The 22,910-nt window shown below is 70.5% G+C and carries 16 protein-coding genes, 1 tRNA gene and 2 rRNA genes; 8 read left to right on the top strand and 11 right to left on the bottom strand.

What is annotated here, in order from left to right; genetic code table 11:
* Nucleotides 1-3 precede the first annotated feature (3 nt).
* Both QHF84_RS37485 and QHF84_RS37480 read right to left on the bottom strand, forming a co-directional pair.
* Nucleotides 4-1,149, bottom strand: coding sequence for an efflux RND transporter periplasmic adaptor subunit (locus QHF84_RS37485; RefSeq protein ID WP_281318341.1), 1,146 nt, complete (start codon nucleotides 1,147-1,149; stop codon nucleotides 4-6).
* A complete protein-coding gene (locus QHF84_RS37480) occupies nucleotides 1,146-2,471 on the bottom strand; it encodes a TolC family protein (RefSeq protein WP_281318340.1) in 1,326 nt (441 codons plus the stop codon). Before QHF84_RS37480 ends, QHF84_RS37485 begins: the two co-directional genes overlap by 4 nt.
* A 214-nt stretch (nucleotides 2,472-2,685) precedes the next feature.
* Between QHF84_RS37480 and QHF84_RS37475 the strand changes: the two genes are divergently transcribed.
* The 4 genes from QHF84_RS37475 to QHF84_RS37460 all read left to right on the top strand — a co-directional run bounded on the left by QHF84_RS37475 (nucleotide 2,686) and on the right by QHF84_RS37460 (nucleotide 8,290).
* A complete protein-coding gene (locus QHF84_RS37475; RefSeq protein WP_281318339.1) occupies nucleotides 2,686-3,357 on the top strand; it encodes a response regulator transcription factor in 672 nt (223 codons plus the stop codon).
* Nucleotides 3,354-4,760 (top strand): HAMP domain-containing sensor histidine kinase, encoded by a 1,407-nt coding sequence (locus QHF84_RS37470; RefSeq protein ID WP_281318338.1) that lies wholly within the window; start codon nucleotides 3,354-3,356, stop codon nucleotides 4,758-4,760. The genes QHF84_RS37475 and QHF84_RS37470 overlap by 4 nt, the downstream gene beginning before the upstream one ends.
* Nucleotides 4,761-4,965: 205 nt before the next feature.
* Nucleotides 4,966-6,825: an acyl-CoA dehydrogenase gene (locus tag QHF84_RS37465; protein ID WP_281318337.1), complete on the top strand. Its 1,860-nt coding sequence runs from the start codon at nucleotides 4,966-4,968 to the stop codon at nucleotides 6,823-6,825.
* Between the two features lie 109 nt (nucleotides 6,826-6,934).
* Nucleotides 6,935-8,290 (top strand): sigma 54-interacting transcriptional regulator, encoded by a 1,356-nt coding sequence (locus tag QHF84_RS37460; protein ID WP_281318336.1) that lies wholly within the window; start codon nucleotides 6,935-6,937, stop codon nucleotides 8,288-8,290.
* Here QHF84_RS37460 and hutI read toward each other — a convergent pair whose 3' ends face one another.
* Together hutI and nagZ are read right to left on the bottom strand one after the other, a co-directional pair.
* Nucleotides 8,291-9,544, bottom strand: coding sequence for an imidazolonepropionase (gene hutI / locus QHF84_RS37455; RefSeq protein WP_281318335.1), 1,254 nt, complete (start codon nucleotides 9,542-9,544; stop codon nucleotides 8,291-8,293). It lies immediately after the preceding gene.
* 2 nt (nucleotides 9,545-9,546) lie between these two features.
* Nucleotides 9,547-10,656 carry a beta-N-acetylhexosaminidase gene (gene nagZ, locus QHF84_RS37450; protein ID WP_281318334.1) on the bottom strand — a complete coding sequence of 370 codons (1,110 nt, stop codon included), beginning with the start codon at nucleotides 10,654-10,656 and terminating at the stop codon, nucleotides 9,547-9,549.
* A gap of 148 nt (nucleotides 10,657-10,804) precedes the next feature.
* On the opposite strand from nagZ, the gene QHF84_RS37445 reads away from it, so the two are divergent.
* Entirely contained in the window at nucleotides 10,805-11,740 is a 936-nt protein-coding gene (locus QHF84_RS37445; RefSeq protein ID WP_281318333.1) for a CAP domain-containing protein, read from the top strand.
* On the opposite strand, the gene QHF84_RS37440 is transcribed toward QHF84_RS37445, so the two are convergent.
* Genes QHF84_RS37440 through QHF84_RS37425 form a run of 4 tightly spaced genes read right to left on the bottom strand, consistent with a single transcriptional unit; the run spans nucleotide 11,705 to nucleotide 18,020 of the window.
* A complete protein-coding gene (locus QHF84_RS37440) occupies nucleotides 11,705-14,212 on the bottom strand; it encodes a S8 family serine peptidase (protein WP_281318332.1) in 2,508 nt (835 codons plus the stop codon). The two genes, QHF84_RS37445 and QHF84_RS37440, sit on opposite strands and share 36 nt — an antisense overlap.
* A 21-nt stretch (nucleotides 14,213-14,233) precedes the next feature.
* The gene (locus QHF84_RS37435; protein ID WP_281318331.1) at nucleotides 14,234-15,769 is read right to left on the bottom strand and encodes an acyl-CoA carboxylase subunit beta; all 1,536 of its coding nucleotides are present in this window, start codon (nucleotides 15,767-15,769) and stop codon (nucleotides 14,234-14,236) included.
* A gap of 18 nt (nucleotides 15,770-15,787) precedes the next feature.
* Nucleotides 15,788-17,188: a VWA domain-containing protein gene (locus QHF84_RS37430; RefSeq protein ID WP_281318330.1), complete on the bottom strand. Its 1,401-nt coding sequence runs from the start codon at nucleotides 17,186-17,188 to the stop codon at nucleotides 15,788-15,790.
* A 10-nt stretch (nucleotides 17,189-17,198) separates the two neighbouring features.
* Nucleotides 17,199-18,020 (bottom strand): redoxin domain-containing protein, encoded by an 822-nt coding sequence (locus QHF84_RS37425; protein ID WP_281318329.1) that lies wholly within the window; start codon nucleotides 18,018-18,020, stop codon nucleotides 17,199-17,201.
* An 82-nt stretch (nucleotides 18,021-18,102) separates the two neighbouring features.
* On the opposite strand from QHF84_RS37425, the gene QHF84_RS37420 reads away from it, so the two are divergent.
* The 3 genes from QHF84_RS37420 to tadA all read left to right on the top strand — a co-directional run bounded on the left by QHF84_RS37420 (nucleotide 18,103) and on the right by tadA (nucleotide 19,968).
* Nucleotides 18,103-18,636 (top strand): hypothetical protein, encoded by a 534-nt coding sequence (locus QHF84_RS37420; protein WP_281318328.1) that lies wholly within the window; start codon nucleotides 18,103-18,105, stop codon nucleotides 18,634-18,636.
* 652 nt (nucleotides 18,637-19,288) lie between these two features.
* Nucleotides 19,289-19,365: transfer RNA gene (locus QHF84_RS37415), tRNA-Arg, on the top strand.
* Nucleotides 19,366-19,431: 66 nt separating this feature from the next.
* Nucleotides 19,432-19,968 carry a tRNA adenosine(34) deaminase TadA gene (gene tadA, locus QHF84_RS37410; protein WP_281318327.1) on the top strand — a complete coding sequence of 179 codons (537 nt, stop codon included), beginning with the start codon at nucleotides 19,432-19,434 and terminating at the stop codon, nucleotides 19,966-19,968.
* Here the strand turns inward: tadA and QHF84_RS37405 are convergent.
* From QHF84_RS37405 to rrf (QHF84_RS37395), 3 genes are all read right to left on the bottom strand, one after another.
* Entirely contained in the window at nucleotides 19,965-22,250 is a 2,286-nt protein-coding gene (locus QHF84_RS37405; RefSeq protein WP_281318326.1) for a transglycosylase domain-containing protein, read from the bottom strand. The genes tadA and QHF84_RS37405 overlap by 4 nt on opposite strands.
* 312 nt (nucleotides 22,251-22,562) lie before the next feature.
* A 5S ribosomal RNA gene (rrf, locus tag QHF84_RS37400) occupies nucleotides 22,563-22,679 on the bottom strand.
* A 143-nt stretch (nucleotides 22,680-22,822) separates the two neighbouring features.
* Nucleotides 22,823-22,910, bottom strand: a 5S ribosomal RNA gene (gene rrf, locus QHF84_RS37395); the annotation flags it as partial.

Below are 22,910 nucleotides of genomic sequence, written 5' to 3'. Positions count from 1 at the left end.
GGCTCACCCCTCGACGTCGAGCGCGTTGAGCAAGAGGAGCGCGCCGCTGCTCACCACGCGCTCGCCCGGACGAACGCCGGAGAGGACCTCCGCGCGCTCCTTCGACTGGCGTCCGACCTCCACCGGGCGCCGCTGGAACGTGCCCGGCGTGGTCTCCACGAACACGATCGACCGCGCGCCGTCGCTCACGATCGCCGAGGTCGGGACGCCCACGACCTGCGCCTCACCGGGCGGCTTGAAGAGCACGCTCACGAAGGCATTCGGCCGGAGCGTCTTCCGATCGTTCTTCACGCGAACACGCACGGGCACGGTTTGTCGGTCTGGATCGACCACGTCCGACACGGACTCGATGGTCCCGCTGATCCCGGCCTCCGCTCCGTCCGGGAAGCGGATCGCGGCCGTGCGCCCCGCCGTGAGCGCGGATGCGTCCCGCTGCGCGACGTCGGCGAGCACCAGCACTTCGCCGAGATCTGCCACCGTGGCGATGGGTTTGTCCCCGTCCGGCCCGACCTGCTTGCCCGGCGTCGCGTCGAGCTGCACCACGGTCCCGGCCCGGTTCGCAAGCACCCAGTACGACGTGGCGCCGGCCGTCTTGATCGAGAGGCTGCGGATCTTCTCGGCCGCCGCCTGCGCCGCGAGCCTCGCCTCGTCGAGCTCGCTCTGCGCCACCGTGAGCTCGTTCTGCGACGCCGCGCGCGCCTCGACGAGCTTCTCCAGCCGCTCGACGACGGCCTTGCGTGTCTTGATCGCGAGCTCCGCGGCGCGCCGTTCGTGCTGGAGTGTCGGCAAATCCGCGGTGCGGACCTCGATCAGCCGATCGCCCTCCGCCACGCGATCGCCGAGCCGCACGTTGACCGTGACCACGCGCCCCGCGAGCGGCGCGAAGCTCGGCGCCGTCAGGCTCTCCACCGTGGAGACACGCGCCGTCACCGGCGGCAGCGGCAACGGCTCGCCCGAAGCGGCCTCGGTGGTCGCGAACTTCATCGGCCCCGGCGCGGCCGGATCGAGCTTCACGACGTCCTCGGCGGCCGAGAACGGCGGTCGCGCCTTCTCCTGCGGGGTCCCGTGGCACGCGACGCCCGCCGCAGAGAGCAGCACGAGCGAGAGGGCAGAGAGGGTTCGTCGGGGGCTTCGTGCAGATCGGTTCATCGTGGGTCCTCGTTCGTCTTTCCAAGCTCGGCGGCGATCTCGAGCGCCGCATCGAAGGCTTCGGCGAAGCTCTGGGCCTCGGCGACGACGAGCTCGCTCACCGTGCGCCGGGCCTGGATCACGTCCGTGAGCGGCAAGAGCCGTCCTTCCGCAGCGCGCGCGAGCTCCTTCAGCGTCCCCTCCGCGCGCGGCAGGATCTCCTCCGACAGCGAGCGCTGGCGCTTCTTCTGCGCGGAGAGGCGCTGCTCGAGCACGGGCAGGCGCGAGCGGCTCGTCTCCAGGGTCTTCTGCCGCTCGGCCGAGACACGCGCGCGCTTGGCCTCCGCGGCCGCGAGCTCGGCCTGCCCGTGATCGAAGATCGGCAGCGGGATGCTCACGCTCAGGTTCAGGCTGTTCACCTGGTTGCCCGAGATCACGAACTGATCACGCAGGTAGCCGACGCGCACCGTGGGATCGGGGATCGCCTGCGCCCGCGCCCAGCGCGCCTCCGCGGACGCGGCCTCGCCGTACGCCGCGAGCGCGCGCACGTCGGGCCGGTCCTCGACGCGACCGACAGACCCCGCGCGCTCGATCCACCGCGCGAGGAAGCGACGCGCCTCGCCCGCGTCCGCGAAGGGCTCGCAAGGCGCGCCGAGCGTCGCCGTGCAGTCGGCGACCGCCGCGCTCACCTCGGCTTCGGCGGCTCGAACGTCCTGCTCCAGGCGGCTCGCCTCGACCTTCAGCCGCTCGACTTCGAGGCCCGACGCGAAGTCGGCCGCGAGGCGCGTCGCGCCGAGCTCGGCCTGCTTGCGCCCCTCGTCGGCCATGCGCCGCAGGCCTTCGAGGCGCATCGTCGTGGCCGCGAGCACGCCGAGCGTCCGCGCCAGCGAGAGCGCCCGCGTGCGCACGTCCGCGGACAGCCCCGCCCGCGCCGCGCGTTCGAGCGCCTGCGCCCGATCCTGCAGCGGCCCGCGCTTTCCGATCGGGAACGTGTACGCGAGGGAGACGCCGTAGTTCGGCACCTGCGTCATCGGCGACGAGAGCCCCGCCGGGTTCGTCGGGCCAATCGGGATCGTCCCCCAGCTCGCTTCGAGCGTGGGGTTCGGCAAGGTTTGCGCCTTCTTCACCTCGGCCGCCGCCAGATCCACTTCGAGCGCCGCGCTCTCCACGCCTCGCGCACGAACGCGCACGAGCGCCTCCAGCGATCCGAGATCCAGCTCGGCGCTGGGACGAAGCGCGCCTTTCTCCGGCGCGCTCGCGGCGCCCGCGGCGGGGGCGAAAGACAGGCACGCAGCGAGCGCGAGCGCCGCGCAGGGCCAGGGTTTCCGATGGGCGATGCTCATCGACGTACCGTGTAAGGCCCTCGGCTCGGCCGAGCATGAACGGCCGATGAAGATTCCTTCAGGCTCCTCGTGTGCTTTGGGCGGAAGATGAAGCGCAGATGAAGAAGTCTTCATGCGCGCGCTCGCGTCGACGCTGGAAAAGCGCGGGATCGAGGCGAACCGCGGCGCGCTCGCGAGGGGCGCTCGCGCGGCTCCGGGCTAAGCTCGAACCCTCATGAAAATCCTCGTCGTGGAGGACAACAAGAAGCTCGCGAGCTTTTTGTCTCGAGCGCTCAGCGAAGAGGGCTACGCCGTCGACGTGGTCGCCGACGGCGCCACGGCGATCCAGCAAATCCAGGCGCTCTCGTACGATCTCGTGATCCTCGACTGGATGCTCCCCGAGATGGACGGGCTTTCGGTTTGTCGCACCGTACGGCAGCGCGGCTGCCAGGTGCCGATCCTCATGCTCACGGCGCGCGCCGAAGTCCCCGAGCGCATCGCCGGGCTCGACGCCGGCGCCGACGACTACCTTGCAAAACCCTTCGATCTCGGCGAGCTGCTCGCCCGCGTCCGCGCGCGTGGGCGACGCGCCTCCCTCGTCGACACGGTCTTGCGCGTGGGCCCGCTCGTCGTCGATCGCGCCGATCGCCGCGCCACGTTGGACGGGCGAAAGCTCGATCTCACGCCGCGCGAGTTCGCGCTCGTCGCCTACCTCGCGCGCGAGGCGGGCCGCGTCGTGCCGCGGACGGAGCTGCTCGCGAAGGTCTGGGAGACGAGCTTCGATCCAGGCTCGAACGTGGTCGAGGTGCACGTGAAGAACATCCGCGAGAAGCTCGGCCCGAACGCCTCCCTCATCGAGACCGTGCGCGGGATCGGCTACCGCCTCTCGCCGCCGAGCGGGCCATGAAGCTCAAGAACCGCCTGAGCCTCGCCGTCACGGTCGTCAGCGCCGCCACGCTCCTCACCTCGTTCCTCACGGTCTACGTCCTCGTGCGCCGCGACGAGACGCGCGACCTCGACCTCGCCCTCGTCGCGCAGGCGCACGCGCTCGCGCAGATCGCGGACGCGAAAAACCCGGGCCGGCCCGTGGTGCTCGACGGCGTCGCCGAGGTGCCCGAGAGCCTGCGCCCGACCCAGCGCTACATCGCGGTCTACGACGAGCGCGGCGTGCTCCTCTCGGCGACGATGAACTTCGGCAGCGAGGTGCCGACCTTCGAAAGCCTCGGCGCCTCGACGGCGGTGCCCACGGAGGGCGTGCCGGTCGATCTCGGCGTGAACGGCAAGGCCCTCCGCGGCGTCACCGTGCCCGTCGGGGACGGGGGCGCCGCGCTGCTCTACGCCGCGTCGCGAAGGACCGTCGACGAGGACGCGAGCTTTCTGCACCGCATCCTCGGCGTGCTGTTCCTCTCGGCGACCGTCGCGACCGCGCTCTTCTCCCGCTGGCTCGGCGGTCGCCTCGCGGGTGACGTGCACGCGATCGCCCGCGTGGCGCGCGAGGTCGAGCGCGGCAACCTCGAAGCTCGCGTCGGCGACGGCGCCCGCGGCAGCACCGAGACGCGCGCGCTCGCGGCCGATCTCGACCACATGATCGAGCACCTCGGCGCGCTCGTCGCCGCGCAGCGCCTCTTCGTCTCGCACGCCGCGCACGAGCTCCGCTCCCCGCTCTCCACGCTGCGCGGTGAGCTCCAGCTCGCGCTGCGCAGGCCCCGCGACGCCGCCGGCTACCAGCGCACCATCGAGGAAGCGCTCGTCGACGTCGAAGCGCTCTCGCGCCTCTCCGAGGATCTCCTCACGCTCGCGCGCGTGCAGGCGCCGCGCTCGCTCGGCACCGAGGTCGTGAACGTCGGCGATATCGTCGCCGACGCGCTCCGCCTTGCGCGCGGCCCGGCCGAGGCGCGGCGCGTATCCCTCGAACAGGCCCCGGAGAACACGGGCACCGCGCCGCTCTTCGTCCGCGGGGATCGAAGCGAGATCATCCGCGCGCTCCGGAACCTCGTCGACAACGCGGTCGCGCATGGCCCCGCGGAGGCGCCCGTCCTCACCACGATCACGCGCCGCGACGCCTCCGTGGAGATCGCCGTGATCGACCGCGGCCCGGGCGTCGCGAAGGAGGACGAGCCCCACATCTTCGAGCCGTTTTATCGCGGCACGAGGGACCGCGGCGACGACCGCCCCGGCGCCGGGCTCGGCCTCGCCATCGCGCGTGGAATCGCGCGAAACCTCGGCGGCGACGTCTCGCTCGACCGGAGCCACGAAGGCGGCGCGCGGTTTGTCCTGTCGCTCCCCGCGCTCTCCGATGCCGACGCTTGAGCGGATGAGATCGTCCGCTGCAATGGTATGTCGGGACGATCGCAAAGCGGCCCTTTCCGGAAATCTTTTCGCAGCATGATGTTTCGTGCACGAAGAAGATTGACGCAACGCATTGACATGCTACGCGGACACGAGCCGATCGACCGTTCGCTGCGCGCGCCTGTCGAGCTCATCGGCGAGAAAACGCGCCCCCGAGGAGGCCCCCGTGTCGAACCCTCAAGCAAGCCAGAATCGCTATCGAGCCGACCTCCGCGAGATGAAGTTTTTGCTCTTCGAGCAATTCCGTCTGGGGGACGTCCTCGGACGCGCGCCGTTCGAGGCCTGGGGGGTCGACGAGGCCTCGATGGTGCTGGACGAGACGTACAAGTTCGCGTGCGAGGTGCTCGGGCCGCTGAACTCGACGGGTGACAAGTCCGGGTGTCGCCTCGAAGGCGGGCGTGTCCTCACGCCGGAGGGCTTCAAGGACGCGTGGACGAAGCTCTACGAGGCGGGCTGGAAGAACGTCTCGGTGAACCCCGACTGGGGCGGCCAAGGCGCGCCGCACGCGCTCTTCGCGCTCGTCGAGGAGCTGCTCTCGGGCGCGAACACGGCGTTCAACATGTACCCCGGCCTCGCGCACGGCGCGGCCGAGGTGATCCAGCTCTTCGGAACGGACCGGCAGAAGTCTGCGTTCTTGCCGCGCCTCTACGGCGGCCAGTGGGGCGGGACGATGTGCCTCACGGAGCCGCACGCGGGCTCGGACGTGGGTTCGTCGCGCACGACCGCGAAGAAGCTCCCCGATGGCCGTTATCAGATCCGCGGGACGAAGATCTTCATCTCCGGCGGCGATCACGACATGGCCGACAACATCGTGCACCTCGTGCTCGCGCGCGTGGAAGGCGCGCCGCCCGGCACGAAGGGCCTGTCGCTCTTCATCGTGCCGCGCCTCCGCGTGAAGGACGACGGCACCATCGAGGGCTCGAACGACGTCGCCGTCGGCAGCATCGAGCACAAGATGGGCATCAACGGCTCGGCGACGTGCGTGCTCAACTTCGGCGAGAACGACGGGTGTATCGGCGAGCTCGTGGGCGAGGTCGAGAACCACGGCATGGCGCAGATGTTCAAGATGATGAACGGCGCGCGCATCGCCGTCGGCGTGCAGGGCGTGGCCGTCGCGTCGAGCGCGTTCCTCAACGCGCTCGAGTACGCGCGAGATCGCAAGCAGGGCCCGTCGATCGACCACTGGAAGGATCCGACGGCGCCGCGCGTGGCGATCGTCGAGCACGCGGACGTGCGGCGGATGCTGCTCGAGATGAAGGCGAAGGTGGAGGGCATCCGCGCGCTCATCGTGAAGCTCGCGCTGCACCAGGACATGGTGCACGTGCACCAGGGCTCGGACGATCAGAAGGCCCAGTACCACCAGGGCCAGGTCGATCTGCTCGTGCCGCTCGTGAAAGCGTACGGCTCGGATCAGGCCTTCCGCGTCTGCGAGATGGCGATCCAGACGTACGGCGGCGCCGGGTACATCAAGGACTACCCGGTCGAGCAGTACTGCCGCGACGCGAAGATCTTCTCGATCTACGAGGGGACGAACCACATCCAGGCGATGGATCTCGTGGGCCGCAAGCTCGCCCAGCGCGGCGGGCAGAACCTGCAGGAGTTCCTCGGCGACGTGGCCGCGTTCGTGCAGAAGAACCAGGGTCACCCGACGGTCGGGCCTTACCTCGCGGAGCTCGGCGCCGCGCAGGAGGCGCTCGCGGGCACGGCGATGCGGATGCTGACGTGGTTCCAGACGGGCCGCATGGCGATGGTGCCGCTCGCCGCGAACCGCTTCCTCGAGATGATGAGCGCCGTCGCCGTGGGCTGGCTCCTGCTCGAAGGCGCCGTGCTCGCCTCGGAGAAGGCCGCGTCGCTGCCGAACGACGAGTCGTCCGCGCGCGACCGTGCCTTCTACGAGGGCAAGCGCCACGCGGCCGCCTACTACGCGCGTCACGTCCTGCCCGAGGTGCGCTCCCACGCCGAGATCCTCGGCCGCGAGGATCGCTCGCCGCTCGACATCCCCACCGACGCGTTCGCCTCGCTCTGAACGCGTTTCGATGCGCGGGGCCACGCTCGGACGAGCCGGGCCTGGCCCCCGCTTCCCCTCTTCTCCGCCCTATAAAAGCCCCCTTCGCAGCCGTATGCTTCCGGCTGTCATGAGGCAGTTGGTTCACGAGACGATCGAGGAGCAGGGGGAGCCGCTCGTGCCCGCGGGCGAGCCCGTCCCCGGTCTCGTCGGGATCTTCTCGTGCAAGGCTCCGCAGTTCGTGCCGCTCGCCCTCGCGCGCGGGCTCGAGCTCGGCCGGACCACGCATGACGCCCTGCTCGACGACGACCGCCTCTCCCGGCGCCACGTGCGCGTCGAGCACGAGAATGGGCGGTTCGTCGTGACGGACCTCGGGAGCCGCAACGGTACGTACGTGGACGGCACGCGCGTGCAGGAGGCGGCGACGTTCGATGCGCCCCGCCTGCTCCGCATCGGCCGGACGCTCTTCACGTTCGTCGCCGACGTGCGCCCCTACCAGCAAGGCACCGTCACGACGCGCGGGGACATGATCGTGGGCCCGCGCCTCGCCGACGCGCTCGCGCGGGTGGCCCGGTCGGCCACGCTGGGCAGCATGCTGCTCGTCACGGGCGAGAGCGGCTCGGGCAAGGAGCTCGCGGCGCGCCATTTCCACGCGGCCTCGCCCCGCGCGAACGGTCCGTTCGTCGCCGTCAACTGCGCGACCATCCCCGTCGGCGTCGCCGAGCGCCTGCTCTTCGGCGCGCGCAAGGGCGCGTACTCGGGCGCGACGAACGACGCCGAGGGCTACGCGCAGGCGGCGCACGGCGGCACGCTCTTCCTCGACGAGATCGCGGAGCTCGAGACCGGCGTGCAGCCGAAGCTCTTGCGCCTGCTCGAAGTGGGCGAGATCCTGCCGCTCGGCGCGAGCCGGCCGGTGAAGGTCGACATCCACGTGGTGGGCGCGACGCTGAAGAGCCTGCGCGCCGAGGCCGCGAAGGGCCGCTTCCGCGAGGATCTCTACTATCGCATCGGCAACCCCGAGGTGCGCCTGCCGCCGCTGCGCGAGCGGCTCGAAGAGATGCCGTGGCTGATCCGCGCGACGCTCCAGAAATCGGGCGCGGCGCTGGAGCCGCATCCGCAGCTCGTCGAGGCCTGCGCCCTGCGGGTCTGGCCCGGCAACGTCCGCGAGCTCTCGCACGAGCTACGGCAGGCCGCGGAGAACGCGCTCGCGGCGGGTCGGACGGTCGTCGAGGCCGGGGATCTCGATCCATCGGCCGGGCTCGCGCTCGCCGACGAGAGCGAGTCGGGGCCGCAGAACTCGTCGAAGCCGAGCGACGAGCGGATCGCGGAGGTTCTCCGACGCGAGCATGGAAACGTGTCGGCCGCGGCGCGCGCGCTCGGGATGCACCGGACGCAGCTCCGGCGGTGGCTCGCGCGTCGAGGTGGTTATCCGCAGGCGGTCGCGACGGACGGCGCCGACGGGCACGTGACGATCGACACGGAGTGATCAGCCGGGGGAGAAGCGCGCTTCACCGGCGATCGGCGCGCCGTCCCGCAGGACGAGGAGGGCGCGCGAGACGCCCCACGGCTGCACGAGCGCGTTCTCGTGCGGGAGATCCCAGGCGACGAGGTCGGCGCGTGCATCCGGACGAACCACGCCCACCACGTCGCCGAGCCCGAGTGAGGTCGCGGCTTCGCGGGTCGCGCCGAGGATCACCTCGGGCACCGTGAGGCCGTACATCCGCGCCGCGAGGGCGAGCGCGAGCGGCAGGCTCTCGGTGGGCGCCGTGCCGGGGTTCGCGTCGCTCGCCACGACGAGCCGAACGCCCGCGGCGCGGAGGACCGCGATCGGCGGCGGATCTTGCCGCAGCGTGAAGCTCGCGATGGGCAGGAGCACGGCGCGCACGCCGGCCGCGGCGAGAGCCCGCGCGCCCTCGGGGCCGACCTGTTCGAGGTGATCGGCGGACGCGGCGCCGAACTCGGCCGCGAGCTCCGCGCCCCCGACGTCGGCGAACTGCCCCGCGTGCACGCGCACGCCGAGCCCGAGCGCTTTTGCGCGCGCGAGAACGGGACGGGCTTCGTCGACGGAGAACGCGGATCGATCGACGTAAGCGTCGACGAACCGCGCGAGGCGCCGCGCCGCGATGGCGGGCAGGGTGCGCTCGCGGACGGCCTCGATGTACGCGGCGCGATCGGCGCGCGCCTCGGGCGGGATCGCGTGGAGCGCGAGGAACGTGGGCACGACACGCGGGAGATCGAGGCGCGCGGCGGCGCGTTCGAGGGCTTCGAGCTGCTTCGTCTCGCCCGCCTCGTCGAGGCCGTAGCCGCTCTTCGCCTCGACGGTCGTGACGCCGAGCGAGGCCATACGCCGGAGCCGCGCGGAGAGCGTCCTGTCGATCTCGTCCGGGCTCGCCGCCCGCACGGCGCGCATGCTCGACACGATCCCGCCGCCCGCCGCGGCGATCGCCTCGTACCCCGCGCCCGCGAGCCGGAGGGCGTACTCCGCGTCGCGCGAGCCGACCCACGGGGCATGCGTGTGCGCATCGACGAGGCCCGGCGTGACGAGCGGCGCGGGTTCGCCGGACACGACCGGGAGCGCGCTGCGGCGCGCGAGCACCTCTTCGCGCGGGCCGACCTCGACGATCACGCCGCCCTCGACGGCGATGGCACCATCTTCGATCACGCCGAGCGGATCGGCCTCGGTGGCACGCGCGGGATCACACGTCACGATCCGACGCGCGAAGAGGACGAACGAGCGCATGTTCACACGCCCCCCAGGTCCGCGGCGCGCCGCTTGATCTCGTCATACAACGCGACCCACTCGGCGCGCCCCATGAGCGCGGGGAGCGTTTCTGCGTCGGCCACGGGCCTCGGCGGCATCTTCCGGCGCGCTTCCAGCGCACGCCCCGCGGACTCCACGCAACGCTCGCGGAACGCGGGATCCCGCTCGGCCTCGGCGACGAGGGCCGCGTGCGCACGCTCCTGCCACTCCATGTTCGAGCAGATGAGCAGAACGTCGCAGCCTGCGCGAATCGAGGCAACGGCCGAGGCTTCGACCGAATACTGCGCGGCGACGGCGGCCATCTCCAGATCGTCCGAGAAGAGCACACCGTGGAAGCCGACCGTGCTGCGGAGCAGGTCCGTGCACACGGCGCGCGAGAGCGTCGCCGGCACGCTCGCGTCGATCGAGGTGACCACGACGTGCGCCGTCATCATCGTCCCGAGGCCCGCGCGCGCGGCGGCGCGGAACGGCACGAGCTCGACGGCGTCGAGGCGCTCCATTCCGTGATGCACGATGGGCAGCGCGACGTGGCTGTCCACCGAGGTGTCGCCGTGCCCCGGGAAATGCTTGCCGCACGAGAGCACGGAGGCCTCCTCCAAACCGAGACCAAATGCCACCGCGAGCTCCGCGACCCGAGTGGCCTCGCGCCCGAACGATCGATCCCCGATGATCGGATTGTCCGGGTTCGAATCGACGTCGAGCACAGGTGCGAAATCGAGGTTGAACCCAATCGCGGCGAGCCTCTCGCCGAGGAGCCGCCCGACGCGCCGCACGAACGAGGCGTCGCCCAGCTCGCCGAGCAAGCGCATCGGCGGGAGCTTCGGGAACGGGCTCGGCAACCGCGCGACGCGCCCGCCCTCTTGATCGACGCCGATGAACGGCGGAAGGTCCGGCTCGGCAGCGTCGCGAATCGCGCAGCAGAGCGCGTGTGTCGTGGCGAGATCCGGGACGTTGCGCCGAAACAGGATCGCGCCGCCGCGCAAGCCTGCGCGGAGGGCCTCCGCGTAGGCGTCGGGCAAGGTCGTGCCGGGAAATCCGCCGACGATGAGCTGGCCGCAGAGCTTCGGGAGGGAGAGGTCGGAGGGTCGCATCGGGGGTTCGGCGCGAGGGTTAGCCGAGCGAGGCGCCCGCCGCTACCACGGGGCGCGCGATTGCTTATGCTGAGGCACGAGGCGGGTGGCGATCCGAGGCGAACAAACGAGCAGAAGGGCGCAAGGACGTCGATCGGCGTTCGCTCTCGTGGCCGTCGTCGCCGGCTGCGGGAGCCCGCCCGCGTTCGACGTGAACGGTGGCGAGCGCTCGATCGGGATCCGCAGCGCAATCGCCGGCCGTCCCATGAACCGCGCGGACGCCGAGCACTACATGCTCGAGCTCATCAACCGGGATCGCGCCGCGCACGGGCTCGCGGCGCTGCCCTGGGACGAAACGGCGGCCCGCGCGGCCAGGCGCCAGGCCGAGGACATGGCCGCGCGCGGATTCACGGCACACTGGGGCTCGGACGGCTCGGTGCCGGAGCAGCGGTACACCGAGGCGGGCGGCGAGGACGTCGCGTTCGAGAACGTCGGCTGTTTCGTGGACGCGAACGCCTCGCCGCTCGCGCTCGACGCGCCGTACATGGCGGAGGGGCTCGATCGGTTCCAGCGCGCGTTCATGGACGAAGTGCCCCCGCACGATGGCCATCGCCGGAACATCCTCTCGCGGTGGCACACGGCGGTGGGCGTGGGCGTGGCGCAGGTCGAAGGCAGCCGCATCCCCTGCGTGGCGCAGGAGTTCGTCGATGATTGGGGCACGTACGAAAGCCTGCCCCCGAAGGTCTCGGTCGGCGCCTTCGTCGACATCCGCGGCGAGCTTCGTGAGCCTGCCGAGCTCGCCGTCGTCGGCATCGCGCGGATCGATCCACCGACGCCGCGCGCGCCGGAACACCTCAACCAGACGAACGACTACCTCGTCCCCGAGGCCTACGAGGCCTACTTGCCGCGACGCCTCAAGACGCCGTTCCCGCGTCCCCGGGGCGTGCTCTCGCTGCTCGGGAGCACGTTTTCCCTCGGGACCTACCTCGACGACGAGGGCAAACCGGGGCTCTACGAGATCAGCATCTGGGCGACGTTTCCCGGCACGGCCGAGGAGCGCCTCGTCTCGCTACGCACGATCGAGGTCGCTCCGCGCGCGCGTTGACGAACCCTCGTTCTTCCGCGAGCGCCTGCGCCACAGTCCGATCCCCGCGAGCGCCACGCCAATCGAAGGCCCAAGCGGGCTCCGGCTCGACGTGCGCGCCTCGTCCGCCCAAGCGCAGCCGCCCGAGGTCGCGTCGAGCGTACCGTTGGCCCTCCAAACATCCTCGCCGATCGCGAGCTCCCGCGGCGACTCGATCGAGCGGCCCGCGAACCGCACGTCGACGACCATCTTCGAGCCCGCGCTCCCGCGCTCGCCCGCGACCGCGAAGCGGAAGAGCCCGTGCCGCACCTTCGTGATCGGCTGCAAGACGACCCCGCCCGTCACGGAGAGCTCGAGCTCGGTGCCCGCGATCCCGCTCGCGATCTCGCCGTCCTCGCGCCGGAGTTCGATCGTCCCCCACACGGGCCACGTCTCATCCGGCCGCGCGTATGCGCTCGACAGCACCCACCAGCTCTTCTCGACGCTCGGCGGTCCCGACGGTCCCTGCTCTTCCTCGAACGCACGCCTCGCCCCTTCGAGATCGAGCGCGCCCACGCCGAGCTGCGTCTCGTGCCGCACGGTCCCCGTCGGCCACCGCGCGCCGGCCTGGAGCAGCTCCGTCACGCGCGCCTGCGTCAGCGTGGATTGCCCTCCGTTGCGATTCCGGTCGAGCTCGAAGAGGAGCGCGACCGCGCCCGCGACGTGCGGCGCCGACATCGACGTTCCCGCGGTGACCGCGTGCCTCTCGTCGACGACGTAACAAGGTTCGCCCTTCGGACAACCGGCGCCGTCGAAGAGGCCGCCCGGAACCAGACGAGGGTCGGCGTCTCGGCTCATCGCGGCCGCGATGAACCCGCCCGGCGCGCTGATCTCGGGCTTCGCCACGCCGAACGGCGTCGGCCCGGCCGCGCTGAAGTAACAGACGTCGTCGGGCTTCCAGTCGATCCCGTTCGCCGGCACGAGCTCGATCGGCTCGATGGTGAGCGGATCCCAGCCGATCCGGTTCAACGTGCAGCCCACGGCGAGCAGGTTCGGGTGGCTCGCGGGGATCGCGATCGTCCCTTGTCGCACGGCCTTTTCGAACGCGAGGCCCGACCCACCCGACGGCGACACGTCCCCTTGCCCCGTCACCCAGAGGTGCGCGTCGCCGTGCCCCGAGAGCCGGATCGTGAACGCGCCCTCGTCCCACGCGCCGGAGAACGCCACGACCGCGCTGTTCGTCTCGGCCGTCATCGGAGTCTTGCCGTTCACGAGGCGGTTGATCACGGCCGCCGTCGTGTTGTCGTCGCCCGAATAGCCGAGCTCGTCGCCCGGATCGACGAGCCTGATCCAGCTCGATCCGCCTGGCCCTTCGAGCCCCACGCTCACCTCGTCGCCGGGCCGGAACGTGATCCACACGTAACCGTGTCCTCTCTTCGATGCGGGCGTCGCGATGGGCACGCGCACCTCGGCGCCCGGCGTCACGCGCACCTCCGTGTGGATGCCGAACGGCCCGCGATCGTCACGCCCGTACAGCGTCCCGCTGTTGCCTGCGGCGACCACGATCGCGCGGCCCGGTTTGTCGTCGCCGACGAGCGCGGCGAGGCCCTTCTCGGACGGGCTCGTACCGTCGTGGGGCCCGAAATCCCCGCCGACGCTGAGGTTCACGACCGTTGGAAGACCAAGCTCTTCGCCCACCTCGAAGATGAACCGCGCGGCGTTGAGGATATCCGTCTCGTCGAACTTTCCTTCTGCCGAAGGGCTCGCGATGACGAGCGTCGCCTCGGGCGCGATCCCCACGTACTTCGGCGTGCCCCCGTCCATGAGCCCGCCGTTGCCCGCCGCGATGCCCGCCACGTGCGTCCCGTGGCCCGCCGGATCACGCGGCAGATCGACCTTCGATTGCCCGCTCATCATCGCGTCGAGATCCGCGCCCGAGAACACGGCGCACTTCGATTGCGTCGAAGCGGTGCAGCCGAACCGCTCCTCGATCTCCGGGTGCAAGCCCACGGGATCCCTCCCCGCCTGCAGCATCCACGCGACGCGGGTCTTGCCGGTCGCGGTCCGGAAGTCCGGATGCGCGACGTCGAGCCCCGTGTCGATGATCCCGACCACCACGCCGCTCCCCGTGCCCAGGCCCGTCGCCGCGCGGAACGCCTCGACACGCGTCCACGTCCCCGACACGTCGAGCAGCGGCGTGAGTGGCGGCGAGACCGTGAGCGCGAGATCCGGGTGCGCCGCGGCAAACGTGTCGATCTCATCGGGCGCGAGCCGGATCGCGCCCACGCCCGGCGCAACCTCCAAGAGCCCGAGCGAACGCGCATCCTTGCCCGGCGGCAGCGCCACGCTCACGGCCACACGGCCGGAGTTGTCCGCGAGCGGATGGACCTTCGTGGGCTTGTGCAGCAGGCGCACGAGGGAGCGGGCAGGCGCCCCCTCGGCGTGAGCAAACGCGGCGGAGAGGAGGATCAGCGGCAGGGCCGCGGCGAACGCGAAGAGCGGACGGGCACGCACGTGCCCATCCTACCGCATGGCTCAGACGGGCGGCACGATGTGCTTTTTGCGCGGCCGCGCCTCGACTTTCCCGGCATAGCGGGAGAACCGCCGCGCGATCTCGTCACGCAGCGCCGTCGTCGGCACGATCCCGTCGATCACCATCTCGCTCGCGAGCTTCACGAGATCCACGTCCTCACGGTACTCGTCGCGCAGCCGCTTCACCATCGCGTCGCGCTCCGGCCCCTCGGGAACGGCCTGGATCTTGTTGTAGTACACCGCGTTCACCGCCGCGCTCGGGCCCATCACGGCGATCGAGGCGCGAGGCAGCGCGATACACGCGTCGGGCTCGAACGCGGGCCCGCACATCGCGTAGAGGCCTGCGCCGTAGGCCTTGCGCACGATGACCGAGAGCTTCGGCACCGTCGCTTCGCTCACGGCGGCGATCATCTTCGCGCCCGCGCGGATGATGCCCTGCTTCTCGACGACGGTGCCGATCATGAAGCCCGGCACGTCGGCGAGGTAGAGCAGCGGCACGTTGAACGCGTCGCAGAGCCAGATGAACCGCGCGGCCTTGTCGGCCGAGTCGACGAAGAGCACGCCGCCCTTGTGTTTCGGCTGGTTCGCGACGATGCCCACGACACGGCCGTCGATGCGCGCGAAGCCCGTCAGGATCTCCTTCGCCCAGAGCTTCTTGATCTCGACGAAGCTGCCCTCGTCGATGACGGCGTCGATCACCGCCATCATGTCGAACGGCTTGTTCTCGTCGACGGGGATCACCTCTTCGAGCGGCTTCTGCCCCGGCTTCGGCGGCTTCGCCTCGATCTTCGCCGGCGTCTCGTCGCAGTTCTGCGGCATCATCGCGAGGTAACGCTTGGCCCAGGCGATCGCGTCTTCCTCGGTCTTCACGAGCACGTCGCCGCAGCCCGACTCCGAGCAGTGCATGCGCGCGCCGCCGAGCTCTTCGAGCGTCACCTTCTCGCCGATGACCATCTCGGCCATGCGCGGCGATCCGAGGTACATGCTCGCGTTCTTGTCGACCATCACCACGACGTCGCAGAACGCGGGGATGTACGCGCCGCCGGCCGCCGAGGGGCCGAAGAGCAAGCAGATCTGCGGGATCTGTCCGCTCATCTGCACCTCGTTGTAGAAGATGCGCCCCGCGCCGCGGCGACCCGGGAACATCTCGATCTGGTCGGTGATGCGCGCGCCCGCCGAGTCGACGAGGTAAAACAGCGGGCAACGCTGGCGCGCGGCCGTCTCCTGGATGCGCAGGATCTTCTCCACCGTGCGGCGGCCCCACGACCCGGCCTTCACCGTCGAGTCGTTCGCCATCACGGCGACCAGGCGACCGCCGATCGTCCCCGTTCCGGTGATCACGCCGTCGGCGGGCAGCTCGGGATCGACGGCGTTCGCCAGCGCGGCGTCCTCCACGAAGCTGTTCTCGTCGAACAGAAGCTCGATGCGTTTCCGCGCGAAGAGCTTGCCCTGCTCGAGGTTTTTCTCGTGGTACTTGGGCGCCCCCCCGCGCTCCACGCGCGCGGAGAGGTCACGGAGCTTTTGATCGTCGAGCGACATGACCCGCGCGGCATAGCGCTACTTTCGCCGCGCCAAAAGCTCCCTCGCCGCCCCCTCGAGCTCACGCGCGGTCCGGGCCACGAGGACACGGCTCACAACGGCCGCATACCGCGGCATCGCGCTGTCTCCGGTGCCCCAGGTCGCAGGCGGCTCGGGGCAGATCCAGAGCACCGAGCCCGCGCACCGGACGAGCCGCTCCACCACGGAAACCTCCTCCGGCAGGAAATTCGTACGCCCGTCCCCCAGGATCACGATGGTCGTGCGCCGGTCCACAGCGCGCCCGAGCTGCTCCTCGAAGGACACGAGCGCTCGGCCGTAGTTCGAGTTCCGCGTCCGATCGACCACGCGCCCGCTCTCGATCGCCGCGAGCGCCGCTTCGGGCGATTTGCGCCGGAAGAGATCGGTCGTCTCCCCGACGTCGCTCACGAACACGAACGAGCGCGTCTCCGCGAAGAGCTCCTGCGACGCCGCGACGAACTCCAGCATGAAACGCGACGCGAGCCGCACCGAGTCCGACACGTCGCAGAGCAGCACGAGCCGCGGCTTGTCCCGACGACGCACGCGCCGCGCCGGCCGGAACGGGATCCCGCCCGTGCGCAGGCTTCGCCGCAGCGTGCGATGCGGATCGATCCGACCTCGCCTGCTGCGTTTCGTCCGCACCCGTTCGGCCCCTCGCAGACGCTCGGCGAGCCTCCGGAGCGCGCGCCGAACCTCGGCCATCTCCTCTGGCGACAGCGATGAAAACGGCCGATCCACGGCCCGCGCCGCCTGCTCGTCCGCTTCGCCGAGCTTGCGCGCGAGGGACACCTCCACGTGCGCGCGCACGCGCCGCTTCATCGCGTCGAGCTCTTCGCGCAGCGCCGCCGCGAGCGCCGCGCCCCTCTCCTCGCCGAGCGCCTCGCGCAGCGCGTCCCGCATCCGCGCGAGCGCGCTCCCGAGCGCCGGGATCCCGAGCCGCTTGTTCACTTCCTGCGTGAAAAACCCGGTTTGCAGCGCGCTCGTCATCGGCGCGAGCGCACGCGCGATCCCCGCCGACGCAAGGAGCTGATCGAGCTCGAGCGCCTCACCGGTGAACGCCAGCATCCCCGCCGCGTCCCCCGACGAACGTTGCGCCGCGGCCGAAAGCAGCTCCCGCAGCGCGGCGAGCTCGGCGTCGGAGAAACCTCGCACCCGCAGCCGGCTCCACAGATCCCCGAGGTGCGCGCGTTCCTCCGCGAAAAACCTGTCGAAACACGCCCGGAACAGCGTGAGCTCGTCCTTCTTCGTGGCCAGCACCGAGCCGAGCCCGTCGCGCAGCGTCTGCCGATCGGAGAACCCCACGAGCGCGGCCACGCGCGCCGCGTCGATGGCCTGCGCCGTCGAAACCGGCAGGCCCTCGCGGCGCAGCACCCACAGAAGCTCGTCGAGGACGCGTAACACGCTCGTTCGCTCAGCCCGATGGCGAAGGCTCGGCAAGCAGGCGCGCGACGACCTTCTCCAGCGTCGCGCCCTGACCGGGCCCGTATCCCACGAAGACCTCGCGGATGATCCCCTTCTTGTCGACCACGAACATCGTGGGCAGCGAGCGGATCCCGTACAAAACGGCCGTTCCATCGCCGGGATCCGAGGCCACGGAGTAACTCATCGCGAGCTCCGTCGCCGCCTTCTCCGCGATCGACTTCGACTCGCCCGTGAGCCCCACGATGGAGAGCCCCTTGTCGCCGTACGCCTGGTGAAGCCGCGTCAATTCCTTGGAGACCGCCTGACAGGGCTTGCACCACGAGGCCCAGAAATCGAGCACGACCACGCGGCCGCGCAGCTTGCCGATGTTGTCCGGCACGCTCCCCGCGACCTTTTCGAGCGGCTTCCACGTCGGCGCGAACGTCCCGACCTTGTCGAGCCGCAGGACCTCCTCCGCGCCGGGATGCTCGATCGGCACCACCACATGCTCGTGCTCGGCCGTCCCGCGCCGGATCTGCAGCTTCATCGTCGCGCCCGGCCCCGCGATGGCCACGCGTGCGATGAGCTGCTCGGGCTTGTCGAGCGCGACCCCGTCCGCCGCGAGGATCACGTCTCCATCGGCGATCCCGCCCGAGCGCGCGGGCGAGCTCGTCACGACGTGCTTCGCGAGCACCCCTTTGCCCGCCGGCCCCGGCGCGAGCTCGATCCCGATCCAGGCGCGCCGCGCGGCTCGATGCTCCGCCGACGCCTGCTCCGCCGGGGCCATCGTCATCCCCAGAACGACCCCGATCCCGAGGAGCCCGCGGAGCACGGCTGCCGTCGCCCGAGACCGTCCGCGGCGGGATTTCGCCCGGGAATCAGCGCTTTGCATCGTTCGAGTGTAGCATGCGGCCATGCGCTGCTCCTGCCGAGCGCTCGCCCTGCTCGCCACGCTCACGGCCGCTTGCACGCCTTCCGCCGACACGAGCAGCTCATCCGCCGCCGACCCGTCCGCCTGGTCGACCGAAGGCGCCGCCCCGCGCCCGCCCTCCTCCGCCCCGACCGTCGCCAAGGCTCCGCACCGCTGGGAGCTCGCCGACCGGCTGAGCTCGCTCCGCAAGGCCACGCCCCGCGCGCGCTCGCAACACCTTTCGGGCGAGCACGACGCCGAGGTCCTCACGAACGACGCGGCCGCCGCCTACCCGGCGCTCGGCCCGCAGCGCCCGCTCGGCGCCGGCGCGGTCCTCGTCGAAGCGCTCTACACGGCGGGCAGCTCGGACGTCGCCCTGTACCTCGCCATGGCCAAGCAGGCCCCGGCCCAGGGTGGGGAATGGGAATACCTCGTCGTACGTGCCGACGGCCTGGTCGAGCAACGTGGACGGCTCGCCTTGTGTGAGCGTTGCCACGTCGAGGCGCCCGAGGACCACGTGTTTGGTCGCGCACGTTGACCCGCGGGGTCTGCAAACTTTGCGTCCCTGGAAAGGGACCACGACACCGATGCCCGGACCGGCGGGAACGTCGTCGCCCGTTCCAGCACGAAACCCGCAGAGAAACGCCCGCATTCCTTGGAGAGCGCGTGCGGGACGGGGGAAACCGGATCCGATGGCACGGCTGCTGCTCTAGTCGAGGTCGCTGCATCGTCGGACCTCCGGCGATGACCGCTTAACTTCCTCCGCACGATCGCTTGTCCTCGAGAGCCCCGGCCTCGGCCGCTGCTTTCGCTTATCCCCCGGGTGTTGGGCTACGCCCGGCGGATTGCTTGGCTTACGACACTTGGCTTGCTGACGCTTGGCTTGATCGTCTGACTTCTTGGCTTTGCCTCTCTCCCTCGACATCGCTTGAACGGCCTTGAACGAGCGTACAAAGCGCGCGGCGGCTCCCCTGGACCGCCGCGCGTTGCTTTTTGTGCCCCCACGTCCGGGCGAGGGCAAAAAAATCTCCACGCGAAACGCCCCGAAAAACAGGGGTCGCCGAAGGGCCGGACGATTTCTTCTTGACAGAACCGCAAGGGCCCTATAAACGCCCCACCTCGTTGTCGCGCAGCAATACGCGACGCACCCGCGGGGGAACTCGTGTATCCCGCGGTACAACTCGACGATTGCGCCCATAGCTCAGCTGGATAGAGCATCGGCCTACGAAGCCGGGGGTCGGAAGTTCGAATCTTCCTGGGCGCGCCAAACCTCTCCAAATCCCCCATCCTTTCGGCCGCTCGTGAGCGGCTCGCCTGACGGATGGGCCTTTCGATGACGAGCTCCGAGAATCCCACAGCGCTCGCGGTCGCTGCGACCGTCGACGAGCAGGCCCTCGCGCGCGACGCGGCGTTCATGCGCGCGGCGATCGAGGAAGCCGTGGCGGCTGCCAACTCCGGTGACGTCCCCGTGGGCGCGGTGCTGGTGGACGCGGCGGGTACGATCGTGGGCCGCGGGCGCAACCGGCGCGAGCTGCTCCAGGACCCGACGGCGCACGCGGAGGTCGAGGCGCTGCGCGACGCGGCCAAGCAACGCGGCGCCTGGCGGCTCGCCGGGCTCACGGTCTACGTGACGCTCGAGCCCTGCCCCATGTGCGCAGGCGCACTCGTCAACGCCCGCGTCTCGCGCCTCGTCTACGGCTGCACCGACCCCAAGGCCGGCGCCGTCGACACGCTCTTCACGATCGGCCGGGACCTGCGCCTGAACCACCGCTACGAGGTCCAGGGCGGCGTCCTCGCGGACGAGTGCGCCGGGCTCCTGCGCGCCTTCTTCGCGCCCCGCCGCAAAGAAAAGGCCGACCCCGGGCGCTAGTCCTCGGGCGGCGCCGGCGGCTCCGGCGCGTCGCCGTTGCCCTCGCCCGAAGGCTGCCCCTCGCTCCCCGAGGGCTCTTGCGAACGCGCGGCGCGCTCCGGTGCGGGCTGCCCGCGGACGACGGTCTCGCGTAGCCCCTCTTCGAGCTCCTCGTCGCTGACCCACTTCCGGCGATGCGCGACGTCCATGAGCTTGCGCAGGTAGTTCATCCAGCCCGGGCTCACGGCGCCGCCGATCGCGAAGTGCTGCTGCTTCGGGTTCGGCAGGATCGACGAGATGTAGAGCGCCTGCCCGAGCGAGAGGTCGGAAGCGGACGTGTTGAAGTAGTACCGCGCGGCCGGGCCGATCCCGTAGATCATCGGGCCGAACTCGACGACGTTCAGGTAGAGCTCGAGGATCTGCTCCTTCGTGAGCTCCTGCTCGAGGTAGGTCGTGAGCACGGCCTCCTGGAGCTTGCGCGAGAGGTTTTTCACGCGGTCGAGGTAGAGGTTTTTCGCGAGCTGCATACTGAGCGTGCTCGCCCCGCGCACGAAGCGGCCTTTGCGCAGGTTCTCCCGGATGGAGTTCCGGATGGCCTCGTTGTCGAAGCCGCTGTGCCGCCGGAAGCCGCTGTCTTCCGTGGTGAGCACGGCCGTCTCCATGAAGCGGGAGATGACGCTGTAGGGCACCCAGCCGGGCGTGCCGGGACCGCTCTCGATCTCGACACGCTCGCCGGCCGGGCCGAGCACCGAGCGGCGGAACGGCTTGCGCCACCGCGCCGCGTCGATCTCGGGCGGCACCTCGGTGATGCGGCAGGTGTTCGAGAGATCCCACGCGACGTCGAAGTCGCGATCGAGCCGCGCCGTATCGAAGCGAGCATGCCCTTTGACCGCCAACGAGCCGGCCATGCGCATGCCCGCGATCTTCGGCACGAGCCCACGCGGCGCGGCGTCGAGGATCGACTGGCAAGCCGTGAGCGGTACGTCGAACTCGGCGCGGACGCGATGGCCCTCGCCCACGCGATCGTAACGTCCGTGCGCGAGCAGACGGACGGCGCCGAGATCGACCTCGCCCTCGTCGACGCGGATGGACGAGCCGTCGAGCGCGGTCTCGCCACGGAGCCGGAAGGCGATCTCGAGGCCCGCAATCGGCTCGTCGGAAAGCGCGTCGCTGCGGAGCGAGAGGTTCTGCATGCGCCCGTCGCCGTCCACGCGGAGCTGTTTGCCGTCGGCGGAGAGGACGAGGTGCGAGCGCGTCGTCAGGGATGTCTTGGCCACGTCGAAGAGGCCGAAATCCCCGTCGCGGATGCCCAGCGTGGACAGGTACAGGGGACCGCCCTTCACATCGGCGACGATCTCGCCGTCGGCTTCGCCGAGCGGCACGCTCAGCGAGAAGGTGAGCGCTTGCTCTTCTTTTTCAGCGTGCGCGCGCGGCGAGAGCTCGACGAGCATGCGGCCTGCGTCGCGGCGAACCACGAGGGACCCGGGGCCGAGGTTCAGCGTGTCGCGCCCGCGACGGACCTGCGCGTGAAGGCTGTCGAGCTCGACCTTCGCCCCCTGTTCGAGGACGGTATCGAGCAAGGTCGCGCCTCGGACGAGCTGGGCCCGCACGGCGGCGCCTCGCGGCGAGGCCTTGGTTTGCTTGGGAGCAGGATCACGCGGCTGGCGGGGCGGCGGCTCGTTCGGCGTCGTGGACGCGCCCTCGACGGGCTTCGCTTCTTCGAGCGGAGCGGGCAGCGTCAGGGTCGCGTCGAGCGAACGCGCTGAAAGGGCGGCGACACGGTAGCCACCTTCCTGCTGCTTGATCAGCGTGAGATGTCCGCCCTGTACGGCCACGGACACGGGGCCGACGGTGATCGTCGCCTCGGCCGCCGAGAGCCCGACCTTGCCCTCCTGGCGGGCGAAGTTCACGTCACTCGCGCGGACCGACTCGGTCGGTACGTCCTTGCGGTCCTGCCAGGCGATCCGCAGCCCCTCGAACTCGGCGTCCGTCCGGCCCGAGCTCGAGCTCTCCCCGCCTCCGGCGGAGGACTTCGCGAGGTACCGCTTCTGCCACTGCTCGGCTTCGCGGAGCACGACCTCACGCGGCCCCACAGCCGAGACGTCGCCTCCTTGCAGGGTGACCTTCTTGCCGCTCCAGCCGACCGCGACGTCGACGGTCTCGAACCGCAGGTGCGCGCTGGGGACCTCGGCAAGCGAGACCTCCACGCCGCGTAACTTCACGCCGTGCAGCGAGGGACGAACCTCGTCGATGGCGACGACGGCTCCGTACCGTTCCGCGGCCCGCGCGGCCTCATGGCGCACGATCGGACCGAAGGAAACGACGGCCGCCAGCGTTGCGACCGCGCCTCCTGCCAGTGCCAGCTTGACGCGCCGTGAAGCCACGAAACCCTTGCCTAGGGTAGCAACGCCTGTCCGCAGGAAAATAAATCAGCGAGCCGAGCTGCAGATCGACGGAGCGCGCCGAGCCGCGGCCAGGCGGCGTGCGGACGGATGGGCCGGCTGGCCCGAGGCCGCGGCAGCCGGGCATCGGACGCGCGGACGAGGCCCGACGGCGGATGCGGGAGGATGGAAAAAGAAAAGCCTGCAAGCGAAAGCTTGCAGGCTTTAGAAAAGACCCGGCGGCGTCCTACTCTCCCACTGAGTCGCCCCAGCAGTACCATCGGCTCCAAGGAGCTTAACTTCCGAGTTCGGGATGGGATCGGGTGTGGCCTCCTCGATATCACCACCGGAAAACTTACTGTCCACGAAGGCCCCGTTACGGTGGGGTTGTCTTCATGGTCGCACCCTTATGGCATCAGACGCTCAACGGCGGATGCAGAGGGTTGCAAAAAAAGAAAAGCCTGCAAGCGAAAGCTTGCAGGCTTTAGAAAAAGACCCGGCGGCGTCCTACTCTCCCACTGAGTCGCCCCAGCAGTACCATCGGCTCCAAGGAGCTTAACTTCCGAGTTCGGGATGGGATCG

This window comes from Polyangium sp. y55x31 (genome assembly GCF_029946505.1).
In the GTDB taxonomy this organism is placed as follows: Bacteria; Myxococcota_A; Polyangia; order Polyangiales; family Polyangiaceae; genus Polyangium.
Note: the sequence above shows the minus strand (reverse complement) of the source record. Positions and strands in the feature narration are given on the sequence as shown.